Source organism: Carboxylicivirga fragile (assembly GCF_050589805.1).
GTDB classification, from domain to species: Bacteria; Bacteroidota; Bacteroidia; order Bacteroidales; family Marinilabiliaceae; genus Carboxylicivirga; species Carboxylicivirga fragile.
This window is the reverse complement of sequence record NZ_JBNGOY010000040.1, coordinates 22,372-46,497: the sequence shown is the minus strand read 5'-3', so window position 1 is coordinate 46,497 and position 24,126 is coordinate 22,372. Positions and strand designations below refer to the sequence as shown.

The 24,126-nt window shown below is 37.5% G+C and carries 19 protein-coding genes; 7 read left to right on the top strand and 12 right to left on the bottom strand.

What is annotated here, in order from left to right:
• Positions 1-74 precede the first annotated feature (74 nt).
• The 4 genes from ACRD7B_RS16665 to ACRD7B_RS16650 form a co-directional block, all read right to left on the bottom strand.
• Positions 75-1,091 (bottom strand): tetratricopeptide repeat protein, encoded by a 1,017-nt coding sequence (locus ACRD7B_RS16665; RefSeq protein ID WP_430825735.1) that lies wholly within the window; start codon positions 1,089-1,091, stop codon positions 75-77.
• A gap of 94 nt (positions 1,092-1,185) precedes the next feature.
• The gene (locus ACRD7B_RS16660) at positions 1,186-2,172 is read right to left on the bottom strand and encodes a DUF4837 family protein (RefSeq protein ID WP_430825734.1); all 987 of its coding nucleotides are present in this window, start codon (positions 2,170-2,172) and stop codon (positions 1,186-1,188) included.
• A 164-nt stretch (positions 2,173-2,336) separates the two neighbouring features.
• The gene (locus ACRD7B_RS16655; protein ID WP_430825733.1) at positions 2,337-3,002 is read right to left on the bottom strand and encodes an energy transducer TonB; all 666 of its coding nucleotides are present in this window, start codon (positions 3,000-3,002) and stop codon (positions 2,337-2,339) included.
• 454 nt (positions 3,003-3,456) lie between these two features.
• Complete coding sequence (locus ACRD7B_RS16650; RefSeq protein WP_430825732.1) at positions 3,457-4,137, bottom strand: energy transducer TonB; 681 nt, start codon at positions 4,135-4,137, stop codon at positions 3,457-3,459.
• A gap of 329 nt (positions 4,138-4,466) precedes the next feature.
• Between ACRD7B_RS16650 and ACRD7B_RS16645 the strand changes: the two genes are divergently transcribed.
• The 6 genes from ACRD7B_RS16645 to ACRD7B_RS16620 all read left to right on the top strand — a co-directional run bounded on the left by ACRD7B_RS16645 (position 4,467) and on the right by ACRD7B_RS16620 (position 11,311).
• Entirely contained in the window at positions 4,467-6,266 is a 1,800-nt protein-coding gene (locus ACRD7B_RS16645) for a sigma-54 interaction domain-containing protein (protein ID WP_430825731.1), read from the top strand.
• Positions 6,267-6,435: 169 nt separating this feature from the next.
• Positions 6,436-6,684, top strand: a complete 249-nt coding sequence (locus tag ACRD7B_RS16640; protein ID WP_430825730.1) for a (2Fe-2S) ferredoxin domain-containing protein — start codon at positions 6,436-6,438, stop codon at positions 6,682-6,684.
• 8 nt (positions 6,685-6,692) lie between these two features.
• Positions 6,693-8,417, top strand: coding sequence for a [Fe-Fe] hydrogenase large subunit C-terminal domain-containing protein (locus ACRD7B_RS16635; protein WP_430825729.1), 1,725 nt, complete (start codon positions 6,693-6,695; stop codon positions 8,415-8,417).
• Positions 8,407-9,594: a SpoIIE family protein phosphatase gene (locus ACRD7B_RS16630; RefSeq protein WP_430825728.1), complete on the top strand. Its 1,188-nt coding sequence runs from the start codon at positions 8,407-8,409 to the stop codon at positions 9,592-9,594. Before ACRD7B_RS16635 ends, ACRD7B_RS16630 begins: the two co-directional genes overlap by 11 nt.
• A gap of 8 nt (positions 9,595-9,602) precedes the next feature.
• A complete protein-coding gene (locus ACRD7B_RS16625) occupies positions 9,603-9,863 on the top strand; it encodes an NAD(P)H-dependent oxidoreductase subunit E (protein WP_430825727.1) in 261 nt (86 codons plus the stop codon).
• The gene (locus ACRD7B_RS16620) at positions 9,863-11,311 is read left to right on the top strand and encodes a monomeric [FeFe] hydrogenase (RefSeq protein WP_430825726.1); all 1,449 of its coding nucleotides are present in this window, start codon (positions 9,863-9,865) and stop codon (positions 11,309-11,311) included. Before ACRD7B_RS16625 ends, ACRD7B_RS16620 begins: the two co-directional genes overlap by 1 nt.
• Before the next feature lie 204 nt (positions 11,312-11,515).
• Here the strand turns inward: ACRD7B_RS16620 and ACRD7B_RS16615 are convergent, their stop codons facing one another.
• Genes ACRD7B_RS16615 through ACRD7B_RS16605 form a run of 3 tightly spaced genes read right to left on the bottom strand, consistent with a single transcriptional unit; the run spans position 11,516 to position 15,863 of the window.
• Positions 11,516-12,313, bottom strand: a complete 798-nt coding sequence (locus ACRD7B_RS16615; protein ID WP_430825725.1) for a hypothetical protein — start codon at positions 12,311-12,313, stop codon at positions 11,516-11,518.
• A 55-nt stretch (positions 12,314-12,368) separates the two neighbouring features.
• A complete protein-coding gene (locus tag ACRD7B_RS16610; protein WP_430825724.1) occupies positions 12,369-13,760 on the bottom strand; it encodes a sigma-54-dependent transcriptional regulator in 1,392 nt (463 codons plus the stop codon).
• Between the two features lie 15 nt (positions 13,761-13,775).
• Positions 13,776-15,863 (bottom strand): tetratricopeptide repeat protein, encoded by a 2,088-nt coding sequence (locus ACRD7B_RS16605; protein WP_430825723.1) that lies wholly within the window; start codon positions 15,861-15,863, stop codon positions 13,776-13,778.
• 249 nt (positions 15,864-16,112) lie between these two features.
• On the opposite strand from ACRD7B_RS16605, the gene ACRD7B_RS16600 reads away from it, so the two are divergent.
• Positions 16,113-16,886 (top strand): hypothetical protein, encoded by a 774-nt coding sequence (locus ACRD7B_RS16600; protein ID WP_430825722.1) that lies wholly within the window; start codon positions 16,113-16,115, stop codon positions 16,884-16,886.
• A 91-nt stretch (positions 16,887-16,977) separates the two neighbouring features.
• Here the strand turns inward: ACRD7B_RS16600 and folK are convergent, their stop codons facing one another.
• The 5 genes from folK to ACRD7B_RS16575 all read right to left on the bottom strand — a co-directional run bounded on the left by folK (position 16,978) and on the right by ACRD7B_RS16575 (position 24,118).
• The gene (gene folK, locus ACRD7B_RS16595) at positions 16,978-17,349 is read right to left on the bottom strand and encodes a 2-amino-4-hydroxy-6-hydroxymethyldihydropteridine diphosphokinase (RefSeq protein WP_430825721.1); all 372 of its coding nucleotides are present in this window, start codon (positions 17,347-17,349) and stop codon (positions 16,978-16,980) included.
• A 9-nt stretch (positions 17,350-17,358) separates the two neighbouring features.
• Entirely contained in the window at positions 17,359-17,709 is a 351-nt protein-coding gene (locus ACRD7B_RS16590) for a FolB domain-containing protein (protein WP_430825720.1), read from the bottom strand.
• Between the two features lie 42 nt (positions 17,710-17,751).
• Complete coding sequence (locus ACRD7B_RS16585; protein WP_430825719.1) at positions 17,752-18,471, bottom strand: SDR family oxidoreductase; 720 nt, start codon at positions 18,469-18,471, stop codon at positions 17,752-17,754.
• 94 nt (positions 18,472-18,565) lie between these two features.
• Positions 18,566-19,066 carry an RNA polymerase sigma factor gene (locus ACRD7B_RS16580; protein WP_430825718.1) on the bottom strand — a complete coding sequence of 167 codons (501 nt, stop codon included), beginning with the start codon at positions 19,064-19,066 and terminating at the stop codon, positions 18,566-18,568.
• A gap of 330 nt (positions 19,067-19,396) precedes the next feature.
• Positions 19,397-24,118 (bottom strand): T9SS type A sorting domain-containing protein, encoded by a 4,722-nt coding sequence (locus ACRD7B_RS16575; RefSeq protein ID WP_430825717.1) that lies wholly within the window; start codon positions 24,116-24,118, stop codon positions 19,397-19,399.
• Positions 24,119-24,126 lie beyond the last annotated feature (8 nt).

Genomic DNA, 24,126 nt, shown 5'->3' with positions numbered 1-24,126 from the left:
TATACCTACTACTACGCGCACTTTCTTTTTTTGATACAAAAAGTGATGCCTTTTTTGACAAATTTAACGTTTGCTTACTCCTGTAACTTCATCCATTCCATGAACGAACTAAACTCGGAGTTGTTTTCAGTCACCCATAATAAAACTTTATCCTTATGCATACAATTACTAATGTAATGGCTATAAACCTCAACATGTCCGGCATTAATCAGCAAACTAAAAAAATCAACGTAATAGATATCGAAGAAATCTAATTCTCCCGTTTTAACTTCATCCAATAATTTAAACAACTCACTTGTTTGCTGAGCTAATTTATAGGGCTCTTCAAGTTTCTTTTTTTCATCATCAACCATATAGGTGGCGGCTATCAAACCCAAACCCATATTAGCCATTGCCAAACCTGAAGTTGAAGACAAATTACTTATGGGCACTTTCACTTCGTTGCCGGTTTGCATAGCTGCACCGCGCCAATATGCCTGCAAATCATCAAGTGCCTCAATACTGCGCTCAGTATCTTGTTCATACAATAAGAAGAAGTACAGTGGTAACATTCGCTTTAAACGATCACCTCTTGATCCCATTATTTTTGACAACAACAAATGACTACTCATATGGTATTGATTCAATTGAATGGCCCGTTGCACTTCTGCCTGAGCCAAATCAACTTCCCCTTGATTTAAATACGTAAGTGCTATATTATAATGCAATAAATGCTCATCGGGATATTTCTTTATCGCTTTTTTGTAAAACTTAATGGCTTGTTTGTCGCGCCCAACATTATCAAGAGCTGCGCAAAATACTAAATAGGCTTCCAGTTCATACTCACCTTCTTCTGCCAATACCAAACGGCTATAATGCAAAGCATCGTCCCATAGTTTTATAGCTGAGGATGAATACGCCATTTCGTACTTAGCCCTAATACTTGTTTTATCCATCGCCAGAGCTTGCTTGAATTTACTTCGTGCATCTTCGTACAAACCATGATCATGCAATGCAATGCCTTGTTCAATAAGTTTATCCACATCGCTCTGCTGAGCCAATACATCTAAACTCAAAATCACAACAAAAAGTACCAGTATTATTTTTCTCATGGTGTAAGTATAAAGCTTTCCCAACAGTCCATCAAATTATTTAAATGTAGCGCCGAATGATTAACTTTATTTAACAGCCAAATTAAGAAATAGATTACACTCCTTTATATGATTTCAAAACCGCTTCCACTTCGCGCACAAAAATCCCTTTATTAGGTTTTGATGGTGCATACACATATCCTTCAAGCATTAAGAGTTGATTATTCTCTTCGTCGATATAGAAATAATCGACAAATGGCCCACCCATAAAGTCGCCTTGAACCTTCCACAAGCCTCTGAGCTCAACCCATTTTTTTCCACCAAACGTACTCTTATTCACTAAAACCGGATAGTTTTCTTCAGTTGTCATAAAAGAACCTGGGTTTTCACCTGGCACTTGCCTTTTTAGTACATTATTTCTAAAACGAAGCAAATCAACACTTTTATCCCCTTCGAGCGAATCCAATGAACAACGGTAAACAAATACACCCAGGTGACTCTCCAAACGATCAATTGAAAGCCAGGTAAACTCTTCATCTTGTTTCTTTAATTCAAAACCTTTGGGAAAATGCATACTAAAAGGGTAATTGCTGGTAATGGCATCAACAGCCAAGGGTTCAAATGTTCTTATGTAGGATTGCACCAGTGAATTAATATCGCCCCCATAAAAGAAGCCTTTGATGGTAGGCCATTTTTGCATCAACAACTCTTGCAAACTTTCCATATCCTTGGCAACAACTTCGGCAACCTGCTGATTTAAGGCCCACTCATTCTTTCTATATTTAACTTTATTAACAGGCGTATCGCTACGAACCGAAACCAAAAGAATATTACGATAGGTTCGAAAATGGCGTTTAAACTGGGAAAAATTAATGCGTGTTTTCTTAAACATTGTTTCCTCTTGCGGCAATGCCGGAAAAGTATCATCGAGCATATCCCCCAAGGTATTGCCCACCTGTGATGACCAATTAACATTATCAATTACCAAAAGCAACTCACCAGGTGCACCCAGTGGTCTCGGCTTAAAACTCGATCCGGATGAAGTGCAAGCTGCAACAATAAATATAACAGTAACAACAATTGATAGAGTTATAAAACTCATACTTGATTTTGAAAGATAATTTCGCATAGCACAAAGAAAAATGTACTGTGCAGTTCGTTTGTTTATTGTATTGCTATCACTTTAGGCACGGATTAACAATTTATGTTACACGATACTGCACAGTACTGGTTAATATATCGGTTAGGGAATACTATTGATATGAATTACTGAAGGCGAAAATTAACAGGAATGTTATACGATACATTCACTGGTTTACCTCCTTGTTTACCCGGTTTCCATTTGGGCATCATTTTAACAACTCGTAGTGCCTCGGCTGATAAGTTGGCATCCGGGCTTCTTACAACCTGAACATCAGTCACACTACCATCTTTACTAACCACAAAGGCAACATAAACTCTGCCTTGAACACCAATTTCGGCACAGATAACCGGATACTTTACATTAGAAGCTATGAATTTCAATAACGCGGCATCTCCTCCTGGAAATTCAGGCATGCGCTCCACACGAACGAAAACCTTGTTATCCTCAACTTCTTCAACCATTGGAGGTAATTCAATGGCGCAATTAATATCCTCTGGTTCACTAATAATATCAGGAATGACATCTGTTACAGTCGGATCATCTGTTATAATAAGAACCTCCGGTTGAATTGGTTTTATCGGTTTTGGTTTTTCTACTTCTCTAGTGATTGGCATCATCTCTTCAGGATCATCCCATATTTCATCATTTTCAACAATTGACAGACCACTTTCACTCGAACTCCACTCGAAGGCTACAAAAACACAAGCCAAAGAAATGATGATCCCTATCTGAAAAAAGATGCTTCTTTTTTTCTCCAAATCTGCATGTTTATATTTTTTCGTTTTCATAATGTGAGGTTTTAGAATTAATAATCTAATAGCGATGGTTTGTTTAATTCAATGGCTGTACCAAAATCAACAAATACTTATTTTAAGGAGGAAAATAATCCACAAACACCTAATAACATACAACTTACACAAACAACTATCATTTTCACACACAATTACAGAGTTTGTTTTTGATGACTTTTTGCGCCCAATGGGGCGATTTTAATGGGGCGTTTACTGAGAAACTGTTTAAGTTTTAAGCATAAAAAACCGGTTGGTTCTGTTTGTCGATATAATATCGGAAGTTGCAGGGTCATTCAGAACCGACCGGTTTTTATTTTTTATTACCTAAAAAAATTGAGATCGTTATCTCGGGAGCTTTCTAAGGGGTCAAGGCCTAGATTGCTCAATGTTGCGTTGATGCGTTCATCAACTCTGAAAAATTAAGGAACAACAGTAAAATACTCTTAGATAATTATTGTAATACAAAACGTACTGGCACCATGAAAGAAACTTTCACCGGTCTTCCGCGTTGTTTACCTGGTTTCCAATCAGGTAGTGTTTTTACTACTCTGACGGCTTCCCGCTCCAAATTTGGATCAGGAGAACGCAAGGACTTAACATTTGTTACTTTACCTTTTTCGTCAATAACAAAAGATACAGTAACCATTCCCTGAACACCATTCTCTTGACAAATGACAGGATAGCGTACATTTTGATTCACATATTTAAGAAGAGCGGCATCGCCACCTGGAAATACTGGCTTATCTTCCAAAACATAGAATGGTAGCGGATCCCCTGATTCTTCCTCTTCTTCCAATTGACTTAAATCAACTTCGAAATCTTCATCACTTTCTGAATCTTCAATTTCTAATTCTTCATCAAGCTCAACATCATTATCAACAATTTCTAGTATGTCAGAAACAACTGGAGGCGGCGGAGGTGGAGGCGGCTTTATTTCATCTTGAACAGTAATTGGAGGCGCTTCTTCTTCAACAACCTCCTCTTCTACCCAGAATTGACCTTTACCATCAACTTTCGTTGTCGACCATTCAAAGGCAACAAACACAACACCGAGGGTAATTATCAATCCCATCTGAAAAAACAAAGAGCGTTTATTCTCAAGGTCTGCCTTTTTACTCTTTTTTACTTCCATTGGCATATGATTTATAAATTAATACTCGTGCCATTAAATAATTTCATCAGCTCACCTGATCGGAAACCATGTGCTTGACACATCAACGCTTAATGAGAATCAAGCGGCATACCAAAAAAGCAACAGCACAGAAATTCCACCACACAATGCAACCCCTAAACACTCATTAACTGACCATTAAAACACAAGTCAATAAATTAAGAACAACTAGCTAGTCAATTTATCACATCACGTTTTGCGCCCACATGGGCGATAATATGCTGTAGAAATAATTATCTAGGGTTCATTTAAAATGAGTAATTTTGTACACCGAATAGAAAATACCACATATGTCGACAAAAGTTCCTGGTAATAGAAATGTAAGCACTGATAATTCGATGCAGAATTTGCACGAAGCACTTAATGAGTTTGCTGCTAATATGAAAGGTACTTTCTTTAAGGTTGTTGTTGTAAACGAGCAAAACCTTATTACACAAATCTATTCGAATACTACTAAACTTAACAAGCTAAAACTAAACAAAGGCGATAATTGGAATAGCATTAGTAAAAACATTGTCTGGAGCAATGAATTGCCAAATGAAGGCTTATTGAGTGCAGGTAAACTGGTCTATAATATTCTTAAATTTCAGAATAGACAAATAAAACTACCTTTTCAAATCCATTTAATTTCTTCTATTGATGTTGATTTTCCATGGTTAAACATGGCCATGTCGGCAATCAATACAAGTATTCAAGCTAAATTCAAGGATGCTTCGATGCAGAAAAAGATGGACGATACTCACCAGTTCACCTTTGCCATCATGAATGCTTTAAAAGTTGGAATTATTTCGGTGGATGAACAAAGCAGGTTATTATACGCCAACAACCTGGCATGCCAATGGATAAATATCCGCCGTCGCGAATTACTAAATATTCATATCAAGCAATTAATACCGAGCTGGACTAATATTTATCAGATTGTGAGTTCTGGCAAGAAATTCGTTAACGAAGAAATTGCCATAAATACACTTGATCAGCGCATCAAATACAATGTCACTGTAAGCCCAATTTTAGATCAAGAACAAACGAAGCTAATTGGGCTAGTCATTGCCATTCGTGAATTAGAAAATGTTTATCATCTGGTTAATAAATACACCGGAATGCAAGCCCGTTTTACTTTTAAAGACATCATAGCCAAAAGTAAGACGATGCGCAAATTGGTTGACTATGCTCAAAATATTTCAGATAGCCCCTCCACCGTGCTTATTGAAGCTGAAAGCGGAACGGGTAAAGAGGTATTTGCGCAAAGCATGCACAATGCCAGTAGCCGTAGTGAAAATGGCTTCGTTGCCATCAACTGCGCTGCCATCAGTGAAAACCTCATCGAAAGCGAACTTTTTGGCTACGACGACGGCGCTTTTACAGGAGCAAAAAAAGGAGGTCATCCGGGTAAATTTGAATTGGCCAATGGGGGTACCTTATTTTTAGATGAGATTGGCGACATGAAACCAGAACTTCAGGTTAAGCTTTTACGCGCCATCCAAGAAAGTGCCATAACACGTGTTGGCGGAGATAAAAATATTCCGGTTGATGTTCGCATTATTGCTGCTTCAAATAAAAACTTAAAAGACGAAGTTGAGAAGGGTAATTTTCGACTTGATTTATATTATCGCCTGAGTGTAATACCATTAAAAATACCTGCATTACGTGAACGAATGGAAGACCTGCCATCCTTAATACGCTTCTTCCTGAACAAAAAGGCTGTTCGTCTACAAAAGGAGATTCCACAGTTACGCTACTCTATCCTACAACAATTTCTGGATTACGACTGGCCCGGAAATATACGAGAGCTTGAAAATGCAGTGGAGCAGTATGTCAATCTCGATGGCAATATTTCCTTTGAAAACCTCAAGCTTAAAAAAGAAGAAGAAAAGAAAAAAGATCAAGTGGATCAGAAAACTTCTGACACAAAAACATTTCAACTCAGAACAATGCAAGAAATGGAGCGTCAGTTAATTTCAGAAACGCTCGTACACTTGAATTACAACATTACACTTTCGGCAAAAACGTTGGGCATTAGCCGAAATACGCTGTATTTGAAAGCCCAAAAACACAAAATCACCTTGCCAACACGAATCGTTCAGAAATAATTCACTGATCAACTTTAGGACATTAAAATTTTATAATCGTTCAGTTTTAGGACAATCCGAACACGTAAAAAATAATAAGCTAAAACTCCCAACTCCTTCCCCCTTCATAATCTGACACATACACTAAGTGGCATAGCTTTGGATATTAGACTTACCAAAGTTAATAGCCATGTCAACAACAGGTACACATAAAATACTTATTTGCCTTGGTAGCTCCTGCTACTCTCGTGGAAATGCTGATAACCTAACACTCATCAAAGACTATTTGGATGAAAATGGCTTGGATGCAAGCATCGATTTCAGAGGTCACCTTTGTAGTGAGACCTGCAACAAAGGACCTGTTATCGAAATTGACGAAACCGAATACGAAGGCGTTACGCAAAGTAACATACACTCTATATTGGCTAATCACCTTTAATAAAGCAAATGAAATTAAAACCAATATATACCGAAACCAACGATTGTAAAGATTGCTATAAGTGCATTAGAGAATGTCCGACCAAGGCAATTAAGGTGAGCGACGATAAGGCATCGGTGCTTAACGAGATGTGTATATATTGTGGCCATTGTGTTGCTATTTGTCCAACGGGCGCAAAAAAAGTAAGAGATGGCTTATCGCGTGTTAAGTTATTATTAAAGGGAAAGAAAAAAGTATACGTCTCATTAGCACCATCTTTCACCTCGGAATATGGCGATAATCAGAAGGTACTTGTTGATGCCTTATATCAATTAGGTTTTGATGGCGTTTCGGAAACAGCCATTGGTGCCCAAGAAGTATCAAATCAAATTAGCCACTACCTTAAAGCACGTCAGTCAGGCGTATATATTTCTTCGGCTTGCCCGGTAGTTGTTGAGTTGATTCGTAAATACTACCCACAACACACCATGTCCATCACGCCGTACATGTCGCCAATGCTAACACACGCGCGTCAACTGCGCCGTTGGTACGGAAATGACATTGGTGTTGTTTTTATTGGGCCTTGCATTGGAAAGAAATCAGAAACGGATGATTCAGCTGATTTGGTTGATGTAGCCATCACCTTTAAAGAATTAAACAACTGGCTCGAATCAGAAAACATATCATTAGAGGCTCTGAATAATCAACATAAATTCACATTGAAACCTTATGAAGCTCGTGAGGGTGTTATCTACCCATTTGATGGCGGTATGATTGATACAATAAAGCAAACCGGCAACAGTGGAGATAGCACCTTCATGAGTTTCACTGGTCAGAACATGGTGCGTAATGTACTCGACAATTTAGATGAATTTGGAAAAGAGAGTCCTCTGTTTTTAGAATTATTAGCCTGCGAAACGGGTTGTTTGAATGGTCCAGGCATGAGCACGCAAAACGACATTGCCATTAAACACCTTAAACTTAATCAACACTACCAGCAAAGGCTACAATCAGATTCAACAGATATTACCAAAGAGGATAATTTAAATATAGAACGCGATTTTTTCAACATTGAAACGGTTAAACCACAAGATTTCAGTGCTGAAGATATTAATAAAGCCTTGCTGAGCATAGGAAAGGCAAATGTAAGTGAAGAACTGAATTGCAGCGGTTGTGGATACGATACCTGTCGTGACTTTGCTCATGCGCTTCTTAGCAAGCACGCCGAAACAGGCATGTGTGTTTCTTACATGAGAATGGTTGCCCACCATAAAGCAACCATACTATTGCAAAAAATTCCATCAGGTGTTGTCATTGTTGATGATCAATCAAAAGTAGTTGAGATGAATGCCAGCTTTGCCCGTCAATTGGGTAATGACATGGAAATGTGTTTCGAAGCTAACCCGGGTATGCGTGGAGCGGATTTAAATAAACTAGGCACATTTGGCAAATTATTTCAAACTGCTCTGGTGACTGGTAAAGAATATTACGAGTTACCCATTCAGGAAAACGGTAAACATCTACAATTATCCATCTTTAATATTCAAAAGCACAAACTGGTAACCGGTATAATACAAGGTACACAGCAGCCCGAATTTCACAAAGAAATTGTTGAGAAACGCACACGGGAAGTGATTAAGAAGAATATGGAAACGGTTCAAAAGATTGCTTTCTTACTAGGTGAGAATGCCTCGTTTACCGACTCTTTGCTTAATTCTATTTTAGACGCTCAAAAACTGGAAGATGCACAATAGGCACTTTTACATAGAAGCGGAATTTAGTCAGGAAAGCAAGGCTTTGCAGAATGTGTGTGGCGACTCATGCGAATCGCGTAAGCTTAAAGAGGAAGATCGATTAATCACGGTTTTGTCCGATGGTTTAGGATCGGGTGTAAAAGCCAACATACTCGCAACCATGACCACAAGCATGGCTTTGCAGTTCACAGCAAAAAACAATCCACCCGAACGCACTTCTGATTTTATCATGAAGACCTTGCCCATTGACTCAAAGCGTCAAATAAGTTATTCAACGTTTTCAATTGTTGATGTCAATTGTTTTGGTGATGCAAGCATCGTTGAGTATGATAATCCATCGGTTTTACTACACCGAAAAGGGCAATTCATACAAATTAATAAAACAGTAAAAACCATAACTCGTCCCGATAGTCGCCCGGCAAAAGTTTTTTATTCGAACATAAAGCTCAATAAAGAAGATCGCATCATCATGGTATCTGATGGTATAACCCAATCGGGAATGGGAAGCAAACGCGCGCCCTTTGGCTGGGGCGAAGATGGCTTACGCCATTTTATACAACAAACAATCAGCCAGCAAACCAAGATATCAGCCCATCGATTGGCGCGAAAAATAATGCAACGTGCCCAGGCTAATGATGCCAATGAACTTAAGGATGACGCCACTTGTCAGGTTATTTATTGCCGCGAGCCCCGCAAATTACTACTGGCATCTGGTCCGCCTTACTATAAAAATTATGATGCTGTATTGGCCGAACGCATAGCCAGCTTCGAAGGCAAAACGATTGTTTGCGGTGGGACAACATCAAAAATTATTTCGCGCGAGTTAAAGCGAGATATTTCCGTAGAGCTGGACAATTACGAACCAGGATTGCCACCTGTTGCTTGTATGGAAGGTATCGATCTGATGACCGAAGGCATTTTAACCTTGGGTAAGGTGTCGTCAATTCTGGAAAAAATCAAACACAATGTGGTAAAAGGCAATGGCCCAGCCGAAAAAATGGTAAAACTACTCTTAGGCAGTGACTCCATACTAATATTGGCAGGTACACAGATCAATAATGCCCATCAGGATCCCAACCTACCAGTTGAATTGGAAATAAGACGTAACGTGATAAAAAAGATTGCTTCCATACTGGAGGAAAAGTTTTTAAAGAAAATTGAAATTGAATTTTTATAGCATCAGCAATGACAGATAAACAAACTTATAAAGTCCAGATATGTTGTGGCACCATGTGTTACATAATGGGAGGTGCCGAAATTCATTTACTCAATGAAAAACTACCTGTCGAACTAAAAGAGCGTGTTAGCATCGAAGGTATTCCTTGTCTGGGCAATTGCGAAGATAATGCTGAGAAAGCGCACCCTTGTGTGCTTATCAATGGCGAAACAATGCCAAAAGCAAGCATACAAAAAATCATAAACCACCTACTTAGCACCATTCATTAATGACCTATTATAACAACGCTGTAATTACCAAACGAGAACTACTCGTTCGACTCATTAAGTTGCTCAATGATGATGAATTATTTGAGAAAATAGATCGTATTCCTCTTGAAATGCGCCCTCGCACCAACTCACCCATTCGTTGCTGTGTACATAAAGACAGAGCTGTGATTAAATACAAAATAATGGCGATGCTTGGTTTTAACATTTCAGATGAAGAAGATGAATTAACACCTCTTAAAGAGTATGCACAAAAAGCCATTGAAGGACATAGCCTCACAGGCGACTTTTTAACCGTGGTTGATGAGGCATGTAGCTCATGCGTTCAAGTAAACTACACGGTTAGTAATCTGTGTCAAGGTTGCGAAGGTCGACCTTGTCAGGTAAATTGCCCCAAAGATGCCATTACCGTTATAAATGGCAAAGCCAATATTGACCATCAGAAATGTGTCAACTGTGGTTTGTGCCAGAAGGCGTGTCCTTTTCATGCCATTGCCTATTTACCTGTACCTTGCGAAGAATCGTGTCCGGTAAAAGCCATACGTAAAAATGCGGAAGGCATTGAAATTATTGACTTTGACAAATGCATTCACTGTGGTAAATGCATGATGGCTTGCCCCTTTGGAGCTATTTCAGAGAAATCACAAATCCTCAACCTCTTCTACAACATCAAACACAAAGAAGAAAAAACCATTGCCATGGTTGCACCAGCGGTATTGAGTCAATTTAAAGCCAATTCATCGCAAATATTAAAAGCTATTAAAGCCGTTGGTTTTAGTGAAGTAATTGAAGTAGCCGAAGGTGCCAAACTAACTACTCAAAACGAAACGGAAGAATTGCAAGAACGACTTTCGGAGGGGGCACCATTTATGACAACGTCTTGTTGCCCCTCATACGTGGCATTAACAAGAAAACACATTCCTGAAATACAAAGCTATGTGAGCCACACCCCATCACCCATGGTATATACAACCCGAATGATTAAGGAAAGATTTCCTGATCATAAAGTCGTATTTATTGGCCCATGCCTTGCAAAAAGACGCGAAGCATTTGAAAGTAAAAATATTGATTACGTTTTAACCACCGAAGAGCTTGGTGCCATTTGGGGAGCACTAAAGATTGATGTACTTAACATGGACGACAAATCATGCGTATCAAATAGTGTTAATGCCGAAAGCAGAGGTTATGCAGCTTCAGGTGGCGTAACACGTGCCATACAATCAGTATTGGCTAAGGATAATAACCTGGCAACGCAACAGATTGATGGCCTGACAAAAAAATCGATTAAGCTTTTAAAAACGTATCCGCGCAAAGCACCTAAAGCTTCGTTCATTGAAGTAATGGCCTGCGAAGGAGGTTGCATCAATGGCCCTGTTAATCTGGCTCCCAGCAATGTGAGCCAACAAACACTTATCAAGGCCATGAACGAATTAGTTACTGAATTAGCATAGCTAAAGGTTAGCCTCTTTAGTTGTTTTTTATATACATTCCATTGGTTATTGACCTCATCGGGCACAACGGTGCTTAGATGAGGTTTTTTTTACGCTGTATTGTCAATAAAAATAAAAACTCTTAATCAACAACTTTATGAGTCATATTAGTATAAACAACGATAAACTTTAAAAAAGCATTATAGCAGAATAAGGGATAATTATTTATTTTACCTGAACATGTATGTGATCATCATGCCTAACTGATTTACATCCATGATATCTTATCCTATTATCTTTCAATCCAAGCCTATATTTCAAATGTGGTTCTATAAAGATTTTACTTGCCGGTTTACTCTTTAATAAGGCTTTTATTAATAAGGCCGTACCTTTTTCAGAAAAGTTAAGATCTTTATTAATTTCTCCAAGAGTGAAATATTTTGGAAAACTATATTGATAGTAACCGTTATTTAAGCATTTCCTAATTTGATTTGGTTCAGATTTTCTCGGTTCCTCGAATACACCATAACCACTTACCGACTTAGTCTTACAAGATATCTTACCTTCTTCATCCTGATACACAAGTGCAAAATCAATTTTCTTTCCATCGTTATGACTTAGATGTGGAGGTAATGGAAACTTATTGATAAAAGGAAAATTAGCATCTAGATAGTTGATGCAAATTTCAGTTCCTTTTAGTTGATTTTCAGCATCATTTAATATTTCATTTATTTCTGGAACCACATAATTCCTATTCAATAAAACTGTCAAATACATTCCTGGCCGGATTTTATCAGAATGCCTAATACGTTCGCGACCAAATAATGGTGCCAGAATTGGCACCAACAGGTAAGTTAATAATAAATAAACAGTTGAAAATAAGAGGATAGATTTAAGAATGAATCTCCTATTCCAATATTTATTAATCAAACTACTAATTATTAAAGCAATACCACCAATTTGAGTTATCAAGATCAAAAGCGTAAAACTAACTATCCAGATTACTATTTTAAATATCTTCATTCTCTATAATATGACAGGATTAATTAATTTCTCCAAACTTCACTTAGCCCCACCCTTACCCAATATCCTTCACGATCTCTATCCCAAACTTTTTAATTTTTCGCTTCATGGCATCGCGACTAATGCCTAGCAAAGCTGCTGCCTTCGTTTGATTAAGGTCAGATTGTTTCAGAGCCTGTTCAATCAATTGGCGTTCATTATCATCGATATTGAAACCAGCATTTACCACTGGACTGGCACTTGCCTTCTGCGTATTCTCACCTTTCAACAAAAAGTCATCCGGCTCAAGCGTATCATTATCTGATAGTATCATAGCACGCTCAACCATGTTACGCAATTCGCGCACATTACCCGGAAAATGGTAGGCTTCCAGTTTCTTTACCAAGTCAGGCGAAACACCCAATTTCTCTTTCCCTTTCTTCTTTGCAAAATTGGCTACAAAGTGATTTAAAAGAGGTAGTATATCTTCCTTACGCTCGCGCAAAGGTGGTATGTTTATTTCGATGGTGTTGATTCGGTGGAACAAGTCAATTCGAAATTCATTATCATCGATGAGCTGCTCAATGTTTTTATTGGTAGCTGAAATAATACGCACATCAACAGGAATCTCAACATTGCTACCTACGCGTTTTATTTTATTCTCTTCGATGGCGCGTAACAACTTTGCCTGAAGCGCAAATGGCATATCAGCAATCTCATCCAAGAATAAGGTTCCCTTATTAGCCAATTCAAAGTAGCCTTTCTTTTCCTCACGCGCATCAGTAAAGGCACCTTTTACGTGTCCAAAAAACTCACTTTCTAACAAAGCAGATGGAATAGCTGAACTATTAACCGGTGCAAAGACTTGTTTCTGGCGAGGACTTCCGTAGTGAATGATTCGCGAGATAATTTCTTTACCAGTTCCATTTTCGCCCGTTACCAACACATTCACATCGCCGTCTTCCGCGGCTTTTAATGCCATCTTTAGCACTTGCTTAATCTGAGGACTAACACCTACAAAATCCTTCTCAATCAAATTCTCCAACTGCTTCGATACCAATACTCCTCTATCTTCAGCCGCTTCCAATTTTGATTGCAATTGTAAAAATTTCTCGGTACGCTCAATGGCCAACTGAATGTCCATAATCTGAAAAGGCTTACGAATAAAATCAGATGCGCCTTGACGCATGGCCTGAATCACCATGTCCATATCACCATAACCACTAATCATGATTATTTCAAGATTGGGATATTCACCTTTTACTTTTGTAAGAATATCCAATCCATTCATCCCCGGCAACATCACATCTAATATCAATACGCCCGGTCGTTCTGCCTCAAGGGTTTTAAATCCTTCGGCAGGTGTATTAGCCGTAAAAACCTTAAACTTACGTTTCTCCAGGTGGTATTTTAGTTTTTCGGTGATTCTTGATTCATCATCCAGAATCAACACTTTTAATTCGTTCATTATAGTTTAGTCTTTTTATCGTTCATGCTTTGATACAGGCAAAACAACACTCATTTTTGTCCCCTCATTTGGCTTACTTTCTATTTCAATGCGCCCATCCATCTCCTTCACCAGACTATAAGAAATGGATAAACCTAAGCCCGTGCCCTTACCCAGTTGTTTACTAGTAACAAATGGTAAAAATATATCGGTTTGCCGCTTTGCTGCAATCCCAATTCCATTATCAATTATTTCGAGATAAACTGATTCGCCCTCAAATCGAGTTTGAATGCCCACTTCCATTTGCCAATCCGAATCATTCTGATGTCGCTCTTCAACAGCATCCTTTGCATTTGAAAGTAAATTATGGATTACTTGTTCCAGTTTATGCGGATTACCAAGCACCATTGGCAAAGTTTCAGCCAACTTTAATTCAAGTTTAATATGGTGATTAGCATACTGGTTGCCTATCATTGACACCGCACTCTTAACACAATCGGTCACACAAAAATCTTCTTCAACTTCATCCTTTTGTCCACTACTGAAAATTCGGATGTGGTCTACAATTTGTCTTACTCTAACAATATCTTCAAAAATCTCAGCTACCGATTGGTTTAGAAAGTCTTTATTAAAATCACTCTCGGCTAGCTCATACTTAATACTCTCTGCTGATAAGGATATATTTTGAACCGGTTGATTGATTTCATGTGCTATACCGGCAGCTAACTCACCAAGTGAGGTCAAACTTGATTGATGCATAATTATCTGCTGCTGTTCTTCTTGTTTTTTAAGCGCATCTGCTATACGTTCTTCCAGGTTTTTTATTTCCTCTCGCTTTAAATAATAGCGGTAGTAAATAACGAATACTAATATGGAAATAATTAGAATAGTAAAACCAAAAGATAAGCGCCAGCGTCCAAGATTCTCTTTTTCGAGCTCCAGTAAGTAATTCTTATTCTTTGCCTGCAATATTTCATTCTCTCGTTTCTTTTCTTCTAATTCTTGTAAAGCCAACACATCTACGAATTGTGTAATATTCTCTTCCATCATCATAGACTCAGATAAAGTAGAATACAAGATTCGATAATCATAAGCACGTTTAAAATCACCTAAAGCATCATATATTTCAGATAATGCCAAATAATTATCACGCAAAAGATCATTGGCTTCGGTTATACTCTGAGCTAATGCAATACTTTTTTTATGGCTATTTATTGCTAAGTTGAATTCTTTTCGCTTTGAATAAATAAGACCAATATTAAGCAAACTCATAGCGGCCTCCCAATGGTCATTTTGTTTTATCTGAATTTCAAGAGCTTCCCGGTAATTTTTAAAAGATTCATCCAAATCTCCCTTGAAGAAATACGAATTGGCCATATTACTAAGAAGTATAGCTTTATTCCGATGATCACCTACTTCTTCCAATATAGTTTTCATGCGATGAAAATAAACCAAAGCAGTATCGTACTCTTCTTGAAAAAAACATATTTCACCAATGTTACCAAGTAACAAAACCATTTCATTTCGGGCATCGTCTGACTCATCTTGCTCAACTATGGCCAATGCCTTTTTATAATAATTCAAAGCCATCGGAAAATCAGATATGTTTTTATACACATCTGCCATTTTTTTATACGTTTCCGAAATATTATCCCAATCCTTTTCTTTAATATAGAGATTAAGGGAGCGCTTGTAACTCTTCAATGCTTTATCTGACTGCTTCAATCGAAAATAAGTAGATGACAACATTGACATACTTCTGATATCACCGATATTTCGGTAGGTACTAAGCGACTTACGATACGATTGCAGAAGTTGTTCATAATCATTGACAAAATAATAACCCATCCCTAAGTTATTATAGGCCTCTGCCTCGGCTCGCTTATCGTTTTGTTGCATCGCCATATGCAAAGCTTTCTGAGCATAATTTATAGCACGTTGTGGGTCGGTGTAAAGGTGAGCTCTCGATAGTTGATTATAAATATCAACCTGCTCTTTGGCTGAAGCATTTTTTAATTGCTCTAACAAGACTTTAGATTCCTCGGTTTGTGCACTAATTGATATGATCGACAAACAAAAGACAAAACTCGTTATCAGAAAGCATCTTTTTAAACAATTAATCATTTGATCTGGCTTAGACGTTGAATGGCATTGTGGTTTAAAAGTAATAAAGATTTTACGAAATGGAAGCATGCCTTAATATACTTGCAGTGCTTATAAAAAAGAATTGAATACTTACAATGTATTTTATCAAAATCAGTGTTCTCATCAATGTTTTGATGGCAGATTTTTATCATGTTTTTAGGCCGTATTAAGTCATTGTTTGCCTTATGGTTCGCACTTACATTTGCAGCCTAAAATTTCGATAAAACTATGACACGAAGAATCGTTTTGCTTGCAGTGTTAGCAATAACAGCAGCTCAGCTAAAAGCACAACAAAGCTTTACCATTGATATGGGTACGGCATCAAACTACATTGCACATGGTCGTACATTAAGTAGCAACCTCCCTTGTTTTCAACCGAGTGCTACATATAGTTTAAGTACAGGCACGGATATTCTTGCATGGTTTAGCCTACCTTACGATCGCCAGACTTCGTTTAACGATGAGTGGAATATAATTGTGAACCAAAGCTCCGACATCTTTACAAACAAGGGCAATTGGAAAATGAATTTACATGGCTATCTGGACTATTGGGCTAATCCCAACACGCAAAACCCAGCTGTAGAACCTGACTTCTACAATGGCATGAAGTACAATGCGGGTATACATAAACCGATAACTTTAAATGCTAACGAATCATTAACTATGACGGCGGGATATGACTTTTATTATTATCAAACCTTTGGTTCAGGAAGAGATATTCTAAGAGATGCTGGTATTCATGAGTTTTTAATAAAGTTTAACAAATCTTTCAAAAGTTTAAACTTAGGCGCTAAGTCAGTGATTAGCAATAATCGTGGAGCAATCAACCCTAACATTATACCAGGATGGGGCTTCTTCTTACAACAATTGTCAGCTAATTTTAAAATCAAGAAGGTATCTTTGTCAACCTCTATTAATTATCAATACACAATAGAGGAAACCTTACACAAGGATAATCTACTTTGGTTTACTTTAAATATAAGCCGGGGTTTCAAGATATAAAGACATTGCCTAGCAATGGTTAGGTTAATAATGGTGATAAAGGTGTAGAGCTGGTTCTGGCGAGCCGGCTCTGCTTATTTTACAAACTTGATTAGAGCCATACTTCATCCACCACCTTCTTCAAAAAGCGTCTTTGATGGTAATCATCATCAACAATTACATTATTAAAAACAATTATATCCAGATCAATCTCTCGTGGCCCATATTTAGGACGAGTTCGATCCCTTCCAAGGCGATCCTCGATGCTTTTTAATTGTTTGTTTAAATCACCCTGGTTTAATTCTGTACGAATCAATACAGCTCCATTGGTGAATACAGCTTGATTAGTAATACCGATAGGCTCTGTTTGAATAAACTGACTCCGCTTCATTATCTGTCCTAACTTAGTCAGATCACTTAGCGCTAAGTCGATATTCTTAGCTGCATTTATATTTGAACCAATACCAATTACTACACTATTCATAATTTATCACTAACGTTGGGCACTTAAAGTAATAGAAACACTCTCAGAGAATCGTAAAGCATGCATTTTATCAATTTCCACTTCTGAATATGACACACGCTCATAGGTCATTATTGTGTCCAAAACAAGGCGTGCCAATGCTTCAATAAGATTAAATTTACTTTTCTCAACCTTCTCAATAATCTCCTTTGTGATTGTTCGGTAATCCAAGGCGTCTTCGGGCTTATCACTTTTTTCTTCTTTATCCGAATCGTATTTGATAGTAATATTAATGATTAAATCCTGACGCTTTCCAATTTCGTGAGGATTAAAGCCAACACAGGTGCGAAGTAATAGATTCTTGATTTTTAAAGTTCCCATAAGCTTAGATTTATGAAATTCTCAAGTAAATACAAACCAGTCTTAAAGCAAATGTTGGCCAGAATCAACAAAGAGTATCTGCCCAGTAACGCTATTTGCATTAATTAAATATGTTAAAGCCGTACAAAGGTCCTCCAAACTAACTTCCCTCTGTAGAGGAGTAGCTTGAACCGCCGATTCAAACGTTGAACTATCCGGACTGTTGGCAGGAAGCACTGGTCCGGGTGCAATAGCATTTACGCGAAAGTTAGGTGCCCACTGAAGTGCTGCCATTTTTGTAAAATCTCCCATATTTTTCTTAGCCAGCAGGTAGGCACTATACGATGTTGCATTGGAGCATATGGAGGCATCCAGGATATTTATAATTTGACCTTGTTTCATTCTATTTTTAAATACCTTTCCCATCATATATGGTGAGAAATAATGTATCGCCTGCATTTCTTCCAGGTGAATAGTAGTCGCCTCTGAAATAGCCCCAGAATCATATCTGCTGGCATTGTTAATTAACAAATCAACAGGTCCAAAACTATTTATAATATCTTCAAAAAAATCAGCAGACTCTTTCCAATTCACCAAATCACAACTAACCATATTGAATTCTTGATTTGGAAACCTTAGGTTCAATTCAGCCACCAACTCTTTGGCTGCATCTACACTCTTATTAACATGTATCACTACACTCCACCCCTCTGATGCCAGAAACTCAACTATACCTTTTCCAATACGTTTGGCTCCTCCCGTAATAAACGCTCTTTTAAACATCAATTGATTATTTTATGTATGAAGTAAGTTAAACAAAAAAACCGATGATAATAAAAATTAACATCGGTTTCTAAAACAATTCTTTACCTTATATCTATTTGTCTTTTAACATCTCCTGAAGTTTCTTTCGCGTAAAGAAAATGCGACTCTTTACAGTTCCAATAGGCAGATCCAACTTATCGGCTATTTCCTTGTATTTAAAACCTTGAGTATGCATTTTAAAAGGTACCCTAAAATCATCATCTAATTTTTCAACCTTTGATGACATTTCCATGACAGCATAAGCATTCTCAGGCGTTTCTGATGCATAATTATGCTTGTAAGCTACGCGAATTGCATCTTCGGTACTGTCAAAGGTATTTCGGGTTTTCTGATCGCGTCGATAGTTATTTATAAAGGTATTCTTCATGATTGTGAATACCCAAGCTTTGAAGTTGGTATTATTCACAAACTGATCACGATAAGTTAATGCTTTCAATGTCGTTTCTTGAAGTAAATCTCTTGCATCACTATCATTAGCCGTCAGACTTAGGGCGAAATACAATAGTTTATCTTGTAAACTCAACAATTTTTGATCAAACGTTATAGCGGTCATAGTGTCTATTTTTTTTGCTGTTGCACTCTAAAATTATACTTCTAACATTTTCAGATCGTTAATTCTTTTTCTGAAATTGTTCAACAAATATAAATCAAAATCCAACACTATGCAATAATAAAAGATGATTTTATCTTTTATTAACTATTAATATCTAAATAATTTTAGCACTAACCCTATACTAATTAACACCTTGCTAACAGTAAAATAGTTCAATATAAATAAGAGTGAATAATCCAAACTGGGTATGAATCACTCACGGACTTAGACAAGCAAAAACGAAAAAGGCCCGCTAATAGCAGGCCTTTCAAGTAAAATATAAATATCTTATTACTCCTTCACAAATTTCTGAGAGAAGACATCTCCATCCACTTCAATAGTAATCAATTTCATTCCTTGCTTCAACCTCTGCACATCGATTCTTTGACTCCACTTCTGCACATCCTTAAAGAGATTCAATTCCAACTCCTTAGCTCCAGACATGTCATAGATCGAAACTGTTACCTCTCCATCTTTAGTAGTATCTAATTTAAGGTTAAGATAATCCTTAGCCGGATTTGGTGAAACATCAATCGTGCCTTCTGGTTTCTTTGTAGTAAAAATACCAGTTCCATCATCCTGAATACGCAGATTATCAATTACCCAACCGTATCCTACTGATGCATCATCTGAGTACAATCTGAATCGCACAAGAATAACATCTCCAGCAGCAAATGTATCGTGTAAACTTATTGAATGGCTAACAAATAAATCTGACGAATTTGGCACCTTAGAGATATCTCCATCAGTAAAATCTGTCCACTTAGTAGAGTAATCTACATCATAACCATCTGCAAGAGGTAACCAATTAACACCGTCCTTAGATCCTTCAACTATAACATAATCCAAGAAACCAGCGTCTCCATAGGTCGATCCAGATTCACCCGCGTCCACAAAAGCAATGTCCTTGTATATCAACTTGGCAACATCAACATCATCTGAAATAATTATCGGAGTACTTAAAGTATACGTATCATCAGTATTTTCAACATATTGATGTGTTGAATGAATGGCATAATTAGTAAATAATAAGTTGTTAATTTCAAAGCTACCTATAAAGTCAGATTGATTTTCTTCAAATGAATTTAGGTACATTTCAACAGCCTCACCCACCTCGAAATTATCAACTTCAATGTAATCTGACACAAGCATTTGACCATTTACGTATCCTTTTGCAGATACATCAAATTTATCTTTCGTAGGAGCTTCTTCTAGTTCTTCAATAACCGTCCCAGCAGCAACAGTATTATATGTTTCAAATAATACACCATCAACATACAATTCAACTACATCATAAGCTTGTTTCAATTGCATTTCTATGGCAACAACTCCTTGAGGATTTTTTCCACCTCTTAGTATGAGGTTTTGAGTCTCAGTTGACGATTCCTGAATAACTAAATCATCAATAACCCATCCATATCCCGTTGTAGCCTCATCGGAGTATATTCTGAAACGAATTAAGATTAAATCACCTGCATTAAAAGAATCATGTAGGTTAATTGAATGCTGTTTAAATAAATCGGTAGAATTTGGTTTAGCATTTATATTCGATCCAGCAAACTCTTTCCACTCGTCAAAAGCACCTGAATCATATCCATCGGCTAATGGCTTCCAGGTAATACCATCAGTTGTACCTTCAACCACTACATAGTCCCAGAATTCTTTATCTCCAAAACTTGAATTAGCTAAGCCCATTTCAACGAGTGTTATATCGCGATATGATAAAACAGCTGCACCTGCATCTGCCATCACTTCAATAGGGTAATTCAATTGATATACCAGATTTTGATCCACATCATAAGGATGCGACGTATGAATCGCCCAATCATCAAATAACTCATTTGAGATAGTATATCCTGTGCCTGTAAAATCATCTTGCTTTGTTGTAAACGGATTTACATACTTTTGAACAGGCGCATATACCACATAATTATCCATCGTAATAACATTAGAGATGGCGCTTTGCGTTTCAAACTTACCTTTTGCCTCAATGCTTATTGTTTGACTTGTAGACGAAAATTCAACTGCATCACTAAAACTGCCTACAGTAGTATTTTCATAAGTTTTAGCAAGCTCACCATTGAAGTATAATTCAACAAGATCATATTCTGTTTCAAGTTCAAAATTAACAGCAATCTTTCCTTCTGGATTCTTACCTGCTTTAATATATGGCTTTTTAAGTAGCGCTGGTATTTCCGGAACATCAAGTGTCCAGACACCCAAACCATGCGTTGCAACAACCACTTGTTGTCCAACAATTTTCATATCCCAAATACATACAGCAGGAAATCCATTATCAGCAAAATGCCAACTTTGACCTCCATCAGTCGATTCAAATATTCCAATCTCAGTTCCAGCCCAAAGAATATCAGTATCATGCGGCATAACAACCAATGAATAAACCGCTACATTCGGAAATCCGTTAGTACTTGTACCACCACTAAACTGTGATAAATCGGTCCAATTCTCACCTTTATCTTCGGTATAAATAATTTTTGGATGACCATTTTGCGAAAATAACACATAAATACCATTCTCGTTGGTAGGGTGAGCTATCAAATCAGCAATATACGCACCTACACCTGTTGGTTTTCCCATAACGGAAAAGCTAAGCCCTTCATCAGTTGAATAAGCCAATGCATTACTTCCTGAAATGGCATTACCAGCCCACACATATCTACTATTAACCGGACTAATAGCTACATGAGGCAAATCACTACCATAATTCCATGTACCACTAGGCATTGTAACCAAACTCCAATTCTCTCCAAAATCTGGCGAACGCCAAACACCAGATGCTCCACCAACAAACATCAATTCAGGATTCGATATTTCGTTTGCTATTCTTGTAACAAAAGGAGCATCATTACCTACATCACCAATATCAGCAGTTATCCATGACTGACCACCGTTATATGTAATTTTAATTTCATTATTATAAATAGACATGGCCAATTTGTCCGGATCACTTGCATTCCAAGCGGTTTCAAATCCATCACCACCCCATGCATTATCCCAAACACTTGCTTCATCAGGATCCTCAGGCGATATCCACGTACCATTATCTTGCATACCTCCAATGTAGATATTTTTGCCAGGGTGTTTTGAAACTCCATAGAGCTGTGACGTAACATATCCTGTAGTTCTTTCTTCCCAAGTCACTCCACCATCATCAGAAATAAAAACACCTCCATCATTACAATTAACAATTCGGAAAGGATTGCCAACACTTTTAGTGATACCAATATTGTGATGATCAGCATGCGAATAACGACTTGATGATCTTGGGTACCAAACGCTTAATTTGTTTGATGTGATAGCTCTCCTTTTTAAAGCATACGTATCTAGCGTAATGCTCGCTGTTGGCAAGTTAGCCCCATCCCAAGTGTAAGTATCAGAAACAACTGGATTCAACACTAGGAATCGATTATAACCAGCTCCTTCACTCATCGCAATATCAGATGATGCATTTGAAGCATCATAAGCAACTGCATGAATATAAATTTGTTCTTTTGTATCTACTCCTGGTTCAAAAACATTATCTTCAACATCATCGCGGAACGAAACCATTAACTGCTCGCCACTTGCTTTATCAATAACTTTAAAAGGAACATCAACATAGTCCTGATATACCATATCAGCTAATGCAGGAATAGAAGCTGTTGAAGTTGTTATGAATCGATGTGCCTTTTGCGAGATACCTGATCCAAAAGTAATTTCTACATCTGTGTATAATGTATTATTATCAGATTCCATTTTGATACCACCAGCTACATACTCTCCACCGATATCACTCCATGATAAGAAGGAAGTATTTTCTAATTGGACATCAAACACACTAGTTCCGGTCGTATTTTCTTCGTCACCAAGTGTTACACTATGAAGCTCAAGCCCCCCAACATAAATTTTAGTTTCGTCATCGGGACTAACAGCCAAAGTATTATTATACCAACCTTGACCACTTAAAAATTCAACTTTCTCAGCTACTGTTGTCTCTTCCCAATTATCTCCACCATCAACGGAAACAAATAGTTCAGATGAACTTGTTAAACCGTAAACATAATCTGGATTAATAGTGGAAGTTGCCAATTCAATCCTACCTCTTTTAATTTCTTTAGAAAGTTTCCATGATTTTCCCGCATCAATAGAAGTAAGTATACCAATATTGTTATCTGTAGCAAACAAAGTATTAAAATCCCCAGGCTTAGCTCTTAAGTCCTGAACCTTTTCTTCAGCACTATAAACGTATTGCCAATTTAGTCCACCATCGGTACTTCTTTGAATACCAGTATTTGTAGCTGCTACAACAATATTTTCATCAACAGGATCAATAACTAAACGACTCACATAAGAGAAATCTGAATTGTCAATAGTAGAAGTCAAATGTACCCATGAATCTCCACGATCTATTGACTTAAAAATACCATTTCCTTTAATCGCATCAACGTTACCAAATCCTTCTCCTGTTCCCGCATATAATACATCATGGTTTGATTCAGCCATAACCAATGAAGCCACAGATAGATTTGGCCAATCCATAGTTAAACACAACCAACTCTGACCTCCATCTGTTGTTTTCCAAACACCTCCACCAACTGGCCCTGTAAACCAAGTGTTGGCACTGGCATCATCGGGGTCAATAACCAGTCCACGTGTACGACCACCAACGTTACCTGGCCCACGTTGCTTCCAATCAAGAACTTTTGAAGCTTTTAGTTGCGCCGACTTCAACTTTGCTCTTTTTAATTCACTTAGGGCATTATTAAACTTGTATTCAACATTTGGGTCTCCCCCTGTTTTAAGTTTATAAATATGCTCCAGGAACTTATCTGGTTTGTCTTGTTTTGCATATCCATTTTTGCGACGCTCAATTTTAGCATCGATCTGTTCCTGGATTAATAATTCGGAAGTCTTAAGCGTATTCTTGGTGAGTGCTTTATCCTCTGAACGCATAAAAAACATCCCTAATCCGATAATTAATAGGAAAATTAAAGCTGAGTAAATCTTTCTCATGTAGGTTT